The organism is Actinomycetota bacterium (assembly GCA_040754375.1).
Taxonomy (GTDB): domain Bacteria; phylum Actinomycetota; class Acidimicrobiia; order Acidimicrobiales; family AC-14; genus JBFMCT01.
Map to the genome: position 1 here is coordinate 1 of JBFMCT010000074.1, position 7,113 is coordinate 7,113.

Here is a 7,113-nt window from a genome sequence, read left to right on the forward strand (position 1 = left end):
CTGGCCGCGGCGGCGCTGCTGTGGGCCCCGGGGCGGTCCCAGCTCCTGGTGCTGGCCGTCGCCATGCCCGTCCTGCTGGGCCACGACGCCTTGCGCCACGTGGCCATCGCCCGCGGCCGGCCCGAGAAGGCGGCGTTCGCCGACGGCCTGTGGGTCGCCCTCTACCTGGCCGCCGCGGCCGCCCTAGTGGTGGCCGGTGGGGCCGGGGCCACCAGCCTGCTGGCCGCCTGGGCGGGGGCCGGGGCGGTGTCGACCGCCGCCGCCGCCGCCACGTTGGGCGTGCGTCCCGATCTGCGGGGGGCGGGCCGGTGGCTGGGGGACAACGCCGTCACCTGCCGGCGGGTGGGCCTGGAGTTCGCGGCCAACTCGGGGGCCTACTACGCCCTCAGCTTCGGGCTGGCGGCCCTGGCCGGGGCGGCCCAGCTCGGCTACTTCCGGGCCGCCCAGACCCTGTTCGGCCCGGCCAGCGTCGTCCTCATGGGCGGGGCCGCCCTGGGCGTGCCCGAGAGCGTGCGCATCGGGCGCACCCGGGCCGAGCTGTTGAGGTTCGCAGCCCGGCTCTCGGGAGGGCTCACCCTCTTGTCACTGGCCTGCGGGCTGGCCGTGTGGGCCGCCCTGCCGGTGTTCGGTCCCCACCTGCTGGCCGAGAGCTGGCGGCCGGTACGGGCCGTGATGCCCTGGCTGACGCTGTTCGGGGCGGCCATCGGGGCCGGGGCGGGAGCGGTGGCCGGCCTGCGGGCCCTCGACGCCGCCCGCTGGCTCATGGGGGCGCGGGCCGCCGCCAGTGCCCTGGCCCTGGCCGCGGGCCTGCCCGCGGCCTGGTTGTGGGGAGCCCGGGGCACCCTGGCCGCCCTGGCTGCAGCCGAGTGCGTGCTGGCCGCCCGGGCCTGGGCACAACTGCGGAGCCGGGCCTGAGCATGGGCCCTGCCCCCCACGGTCCTCGCGACCACCCGGCGTCCCACCCGGCGTCCGGCCCGGCCGGCGGGCCCGGGACAAGCGGCGGGCCCGGGACAAGCGACGGGGTCGTGGAGATCGACCTGAGGGGTTACGTGCGCATGCTGGCGCGGCGCAAGTGGTCGGTGCTGGCCGTGACCGCCGTGGTGGCCGGGACGGCCCTCGGTTGGGCCCTGCTGTCCAGCTCGGTATACGAGGCCCGGGCCCGTGTGCTGGTCACCGTCGACCGGTCGAGCTCGCTGTTCGGCCCAGGGGTGCCCGTGCTCGACCCCAACCGGGTGGTGCAGACCGAGGCCCTGGCCTTCGAGAGCCCCCAGCTGCGCGACAGCGTCCGCCAGCGGGTGGGCGAGGCCCCTCCGGTGGCCGCCCTCCAGGTCGACCAGACCGACGTCATCGAGGTCATCGCCACCGCCCCCGAGCCCCAGCGGGCGGCCGAGGTGGCCAACGCCTACGCCGAGGCCTACGTCGACCAGCGCCGGGCCCAGGCCGTGGAGGAGTTGCTGGCGGCCGCCGCCCAGCTCCAAGAACGGGTGTCGGCCCTCGAACGGGAGGTGGAGGAGGCCACCGGCGCCCAGCGGGACACGCTCATCGACCAGCAGGCTCTCTTCCGCCAGCGCCTCGACCAGCTCCAGGTCGACAGCGCCCTGCGCCAGGGCGGGGCCCGGGTGATCTCGGTGGCCGTGCCCGCGAACAGCCCGGTCTCGCCCGTTCCCGTGCGCTCGGCCGTGGTGGGGGCGGCGTTCGGCCTGGTCCTGGGGCTGGCGTTGGCCCTGCTCAGAGAGTACCTGGACGAGTCTGTGCGTTCCCCCGAGGACGCCGCCCGGGCCGCCCCCGGGGTACCCGTCATCGGTATGGTGCCCGAGGTGGCCGCCTGGCGGCGTGCGGGGCCGGCCGAGCCCGTGACCGCCGGGGCCCCGGGGTCGGCGGCCGCCGAGGCCTTCAGGACGCTGCGCACCGCCCTGTCGTTCCTGTCCGTCGAACGGGCGGCCGGCGTGGTCCAGGTGACCAGCGCGGTCGAGGGCGAGGGCAAGTCGTCGGTGGCTGCCCACCTGGCGGTGGCCATGGCCCGTACCGGCCGGCGCACGGTGGTCGTCGACTGTGACCTGCGCCGGCCCCGCCAGCACGAGCTGTTCGGGATCGACGGCGCGGCCGGGCTGTCCGGGGTGCTGGCCGGGACGGTCCCGCTGGCCGCCGCCGTGGTCACCGTGGCCGTCCCGGGGGCGGCCCGGCTGGCCGTCCTGCCCGCCGGGGCGGTGCCCGACGGGCCGGCCGAGCTGCTGGCGACCGAACGCATGGGGGCTGTCATCGCCGCCCTGGCCAAAGACGGCACGTTCGTGGTGGTCGACTCCCCGCCCACCCTGGCCGTGGCCGACGCCCTGGTGATAGCCGGCCACGCCGACCTGACCGTGGTCGTGTGCCGCACCGGCCTGTCGACGGTCCGCCAACTGCGGCGGGCCCTCGAGCTGCTGGACCGGGCGCGTGCCCCGGTGGCCGGCCTGGTCGTCAACGGCACGGGCGAGGTCCGGTCCGGGCCCGGCGGGTACGGCTACCAGGCGGCCGGGGAGCGACGGCCGGCCAGCCGGTGACGGCGCCCGCCCTGAGGTGCAATTATTCGGGGCATGAACGGACGGCGGGAAGCCATGTTGGTCGTGATCGTGGGGCAGGGCTACGTGGGGCTGCCCCTGGCCATGCGGTCGGTGGAGGTCGGCCACACGGTTGTCGGCCTGGACGCCGACCCCGGCCGGGTGGCCCGCCTGGTGGCCGCCAGCTCCTATGTGGAGGACGTCAGCGACGCCGACCTGCGGGCCGCCCTGGGCACCGGGCGCTACCGGGCCACCAGCGACCCCGACGGGTGCGCAGGCTTCGACGTGGCCATCATCACCGTGCCCACCCCACTGCGCGAGGGCCTGCCCGACCTGTCCTACATCGAGCAGGGGGCGGTGGCCTGCGGGCGCCACCTGCGGCCGGGGGCCACGGTGGTGCTGGAGTCGACCACCTACCCGGGGACCACCGAGGAGCTGGTGGCCCCCATCCTCGAACGGGAGTCAGGCCTGAAGGCCGGCCGCGACTTCCACCTGGGCTACAGCCCCGAGCGCATCGACCCCGGCAACCCGCTGTGGACCCTGGTCAACACGCCCAAGGTGGTGTCGGGCATCGACGGCCCCTCGCTCGAAGCCGTGCAGTCGTTCTTCGACACCATCGTCGACAAGACGTTCCCGGTGTCGGGCTGCAAGGAGGCCGAGCTCACCAAGCTGCTGGAGAACACGTTCCGCCACGTCAACGTGGCCCTGGTCAACGAGCTGGCCATGTTCGCGGCCGACCTGGGCATCGACGTGTGGGAGTCGATCGCGGCGGCCGGTTCGAAGCCCTTCGGGTTCATGGCCTTCACCCCGGGGCCGGGGGTCGGGGGCCACTGCCTGCCCATCGACCCCAGCTACCTGTCGTGGCGGGTGAAGCGCCAGCTCGGCCAGTCCTTCCGGTTCGTCGAGCTGGCCAACGACGTCAACGACCACATGCCCGACTACGTCTCCCAGCGGGTGATGGTGGCCCTCAACCGGCGCCGCCAGGCCGTCAACGGGAGCCGGGCCCTGCTGCTGGGCCTGGCCTACAAGCGCAACACGAGCGACGACCGGGAGTCCCCGGCGGTCGTGGTGGCCGACCGCCTGGTGGCCATGGGGGCCGAGGTCAGGGCGGCCGACCCCCACGTCGAGCGGGGCCACGCCGACCGGGCCGTGGTCCGGGTGCAGTGCACGCCCGAGGAGGTGGAGGCGGCCGACATCGTCGTGCTGCTCACCGACCACGACGCCTTCGACTTCGAGATGGTGGCCGCCAAGGCCGGCCACGTGCTCGACACCCGCCACCGCCTGGCCCCCGGGCCCAACGTCGAGTACCTGTAACGGGCCCTCGGCGGCCCACTTGTAGGGTGACGTCCATGGTCCGCGCCCGTGCCGTGGTAGCCGCGGTGGCGGCCGTCGCGACCCTGGGCGCGTGCAGTGGCAGCGGCGAGCCCTTCGTCCCCGCCCTCACCACGACCACCACCACCACGGTCGCCCCCGAGCCCACCCTGCCGGCCGGCCCGGTCATCGGCCGTCCCCGGGGCGAGGACGCCTTCTGCGACTTCGTGGCCACCTACCACGAGCGCTTCGGCCGGGTCGACACGTCTCTGGCCGACCCGGCCCGCCTGCGCACGGCCATGGAGGAGGCGGCCGCGGCCATCGCCGAGGCGGCCGACAACGCGCCGGCGGCCATCCGCGCCGACGTGGTGCTGCTGCGGGACGCCTTCGCCCAGTTGGTGGCGGGCTTCCGCCAAGCCGACTTCGACATCAGCCGGCTGCCGCCCTCGACCCTGCTGGCCCTGGCCGCCCCCCAGTTCGTGGCCGCCAGCAACCGCCTCGACGCCTACCTCGTCGACAACTGCCAGTAGGGCGGCCCCAGCCCAGCGGCCATGGAGCGTCCTCCCCATCAACGGGACGATCGCCGAACGCGCTCGGGACGTGCAGCTCCGCTTGGCCGCTCGCGGAGATCATCGGGCTGCCGGCGTGACCGACCTCCTAACCGCGGCGGTCGCCGAGTACCACGGGGCCACGGTCTTGCACTACGACGCCGACCTCGAGCACATCTCCGCAGCGACCCGGCAGCCCCACACGTGGGTCGTCCCCCGCGGCACGGTCCCCTGACGATCCGTCCGGGTCGTGGAGGCGCAGTCCAGCCGGCGGCGCGCCTCGCTACCCGCGCCGGGGACACATCGCACCTCGGTACCGGCGGCCCGCAGGACGCCCGGCATCCCGTCGACCATGGGGTTCCGAAACGCCCGACTACCTCACCGACGCCGACCGCGAGTACCACGGGGCCACGGTCTTGCCCTGCGACGCCGGCTTCGAACGCATCTCCGCGGCGACCCGGCAGCCCCACACGGGGGTCGTGCCCCGCGCCACGATGCCCGGAGGACCGAGGCCCGGCCGAACGGCGGGCGGCGCGCCTCACGCCGCCTCGGCCTCCGCGCCTGAGGCCGCCGCCCCCCGACCTCGCTGCCCGGCCCGGGGGTGGCGCACCTCGGTGCCGTCGGCCCGCAGGACGCGGGGCAGCCCGTCGACCATCGTGATCTCCAGCGCCCCGGCGTGCACCCGCCGGTGATGGTGGCGGCACAGCAGGGCGAGGTTGGCCAGGTCGGTGGAGCCCCCCTTGTCCCACCATCGCACGTGGTGGGCGTCGCACCACGCCGGGGGCCGGTCGCACCCGGGGACGGCGCAGCCCCCGTCACGGGCCCACAGGGCCCGGCGTTGGCCGGCCGAGGCCGTGCGCACCGAGCGGCCCAGCTCCAGCGGGACGCCTTCGGCGCTCATGACCAGGCGGGCCACTTCGCTGTCGCACAACCACGTGGCCGCCAGCTCGGGGGGCACCACCGAGCCACCGGTCGTCTCGAAGTGCTCGTCCCCCGCGGGCCCGGGCCGGACCACGACCGTGAACGAGGGCTGGCGGCGCGACCCCTCGCCGGCGGCCATGGCCTGCTCGACCAGCTCGGCCAGGGCCCGGGCCCGCCGGGCGGCCGGGGCCTGGTCGGCCAGGGGGTCGGTGGGGTCGGCCTCGTGCGCCCGCCGGTCGCGGTGGAACAGCTCGTCGGTCTTCGACCTGACGGCCTCGGCCAGGGCCGCCCCCGTCTCGCGCCCGAAGCTGAACCGCCCCACGACCCGCCCGTCGAGCGTCTCGGAGAGGTGCAGCTCGTCGGGCCGCTCCCGGCGAGGCTCGGCCCCGTCAGGGTCGGCGAAGGCCAACCAACGGTCCATCACCTTGGCCAGGTCGTCGGCGCTGAGCCGCCGGGCGGACTCGACCAGGTGGGCCTCGTGCTCGGCGAACAGCTCCCTCGTGCGGGGGTGGGCGCCCCGGGCCAGCACCCGGGCATGGGGCTCGGTGATCTCGGCCGCGGCCAGGGCCTCGGCCGTCAAAGGCATCGTCGCCAGGTGGCGGGCCAGCCGGGCCCGGCTGCCCACCACGGCCCGGGCCGCCCCGGTGTGGGCCTGCAGCCAGTTGGCCGTCGAGTAGGCCCCGTCGGCCGCCCAGTCGCCGTTGCGGTCGAAAACCTCGATGGCGGCCAGGGCCACGGCCTCGAGCCGGGTGCGGGCCGCCTCCAGGCCGAGCACCAGCGACCGCAGCTCGGCCGGGCCCAGGTCGTCGAGCCGGACCGTGGCCACGGCGGCGATCGCCTCGCCCAGCGCCGTCAGCTCGCCGCCACCCGCTGTCGTCTCCAACCCGGCCATGACATCATGGTAGTCGAACATACGTTCGATGTCAACCCGCATGTTCCGATCGTTGCGCTCCGTCCCGCCCGGTCCCCCAGCGCCGGGGCCGGCCCTCGCTCGAGGAGGACGCCGGCAGAGCGGTCCCCCGCCCGGCCTCGGCCTCGGGACTTACCGGGCTCCGCCCGACCGGGCGCCCCCCAGGACCAGCCATGGCACTCCCAGCTCCCCTGCTCCCACAGCCACAGCAAGGCCGGCTCGCGCCCTACGACCGGGTCGACGCCTACGTCGTCGCCAACCGCCAGGAGGCGCCGCAGCCGGACGACCGGCCGGGCACCCGACCCGAACGCGCCGGGCCAGAGGCGCCGGCACCCCCCGCCAGGCGTTGTCGAGTCACCACAGGCAGGCCCGTCCCGGCCAGCAGAAGGTCCCCCGTCCGGCCGGCCCCAGCCCCAGCGGTCAAGGGCGGACCAGCTCGACATGGCGGACGCCGCGACCAGGACCTCCACGTCGTCGTCGTCGGCCGTGACTATCTCGTCGCCGTCGGCCGCCAGCAGTACGAGGGCAGCGCCCACCACGTCGGCCCGTGGCGGCCAGGAGCACACCCGCACTTCGCCCCAAGGGCTCGTCGAGGGGCCGCACGTCGACACCTTCGAGAGCCTGGGCCAGGCGGGCGTGGCGCGGGCCTCCACGCCATAGCTGCCCGACGACCCCGGCATGGGTCAGCGGCACGCCCGCCTCCTCCAGAGCCCCCTTCAGCCGGGCCCACATGGGGCGCTCGTTGCGCTCCAGGGCGACGAACGCCCCAGCGTCGAGCACGAGGCTCATTCGCCCCCAGCCGAGGCGGGCGGCCCGAGCCCGGCCCAGCCGAGGCGGGCGGCCCGAGCCCGGCCCAGCCGAGGCGGGCGGCCCGAGCCCGGCCCAG

6 protein-coding genes and 1 pseudogene are annotated in these 7,113 nt (G+C 75.8%); 6 read left to right on the plus strand and 1 reads right to left on the minus strand.

The window, feature by feature from the left end; genetic code table 11:
• From AB1673_17090 to AB1673_17110, 5 genes and pseudogenes are all read left to right on the plus strand, one after another.
• Positions 1-915 (plus strand): hypothetical protein (locus AB1673_17090; protein MEW6155674.1); only part of this gene is annotated, 915 nt, incomplete at its 5' end.
• 110 nt (positions 916-1,025) lie between these two features.
• A complete protein-coding gene (locus AB1673_17095; GenBank protein MEW6155675.1) occupies positions 1,026-2,540 on the plus strand; it encodes a polysaccharide biosynthesis tyrosine autokinase in 1,515 nt (504 codons plus the stop codon).
• A 54-nt stretch (positions 2,541-2,594) separates the two neighbouring features.
• Positions 2,595-3,851 (plus strand): nucleotide sugar dehydrogenase, encoded by a 1,257-nt coding sequence (locus AB1673_17100; protein ID MEW6155676.1) that lies wholly within the window; start codon positions 2,595-2,597, stop codon positions 3,849-3,851.
• A 35-nt stretch (positions 3,852-3,886) separates the two neighbouring features.
• Positions 3,887-4,378 carry a hypothetical protein gene (locus AB1673_17105; GenBank protein MEW6155677.1) on the plus strand — a complete coding sequence of 164 codons (492 nt, stop codon included), beginning with the start codon at positions 3,887-3,889 and terminating at the stop codon, positions 4,376-4,378.
• 25 nt (positions 4,379-4,403) lie between these two features.
• Positions 4,404-4,631, plus strand: a pseudogene (locus AB1673_17110) (PIN domain-containing protein).
• A 303-nt stretch (positions 4,632-4,934) separates the two neighbouring features.
• Here the strand turns inward: AB1673_17110 and AB1673_17115 are convergent.
• Positions 4,935-6,230, minus strand: a complete 1,296-nt coding sequence (locus AB1673_17115; GenBank protein MEW6155678.1) for a DUF222 domain-containing protein — start codon at positions 6,228-6,230, stop codon at positions 4,935-4,937.
• A 438-nt stretch (positions 6,231-6,668) separates the two neighbouring features.
• Between AB1673_17115 and AB1673_17120 the strand changes: the two genes are divergently transcribed.
• A complete protein-coding gene (locus AB1673_17120; protein ID MEW6155679.1) occupies positions 6,669-6,887 on the plus strand; it encodes a hypothetical protein in 219 nt (72 codons plus the stop codon).
• Positions 6,888-7,113: the final 226 nt, after the last annotated feature.

Coding starts and splice junctions, on each gene's coding strand:
- AB1673_17100 (MEW6155676.1), top strand. CDS start 2,595: ATGTTGGTCGTGATCGTGGGGCAGGGCTACGTGGGGCTGCCCCTGGCC.
- AB1673_17105 (MEW6155677.1), top strand. CDS start 3,887: ATGGTCCGCGCCCGTGCCGTGGTAGCCGCGGTGGCGGCCGTCGCGACC.
- AB1673_17115 (MEW6155678.1), bottom strand. CDS start 6,230: ATGTTCGACTACCATGATGTCATGGCCGGGTTGGAGACGACAGCGGGT.
- AB1673_17120 (MEW6155679.1), top strand. CDS start 6,669: ATGGCGGACGCCGCGACCAGGACCTCCACGTCGTCGTCGTCGGCCGTG.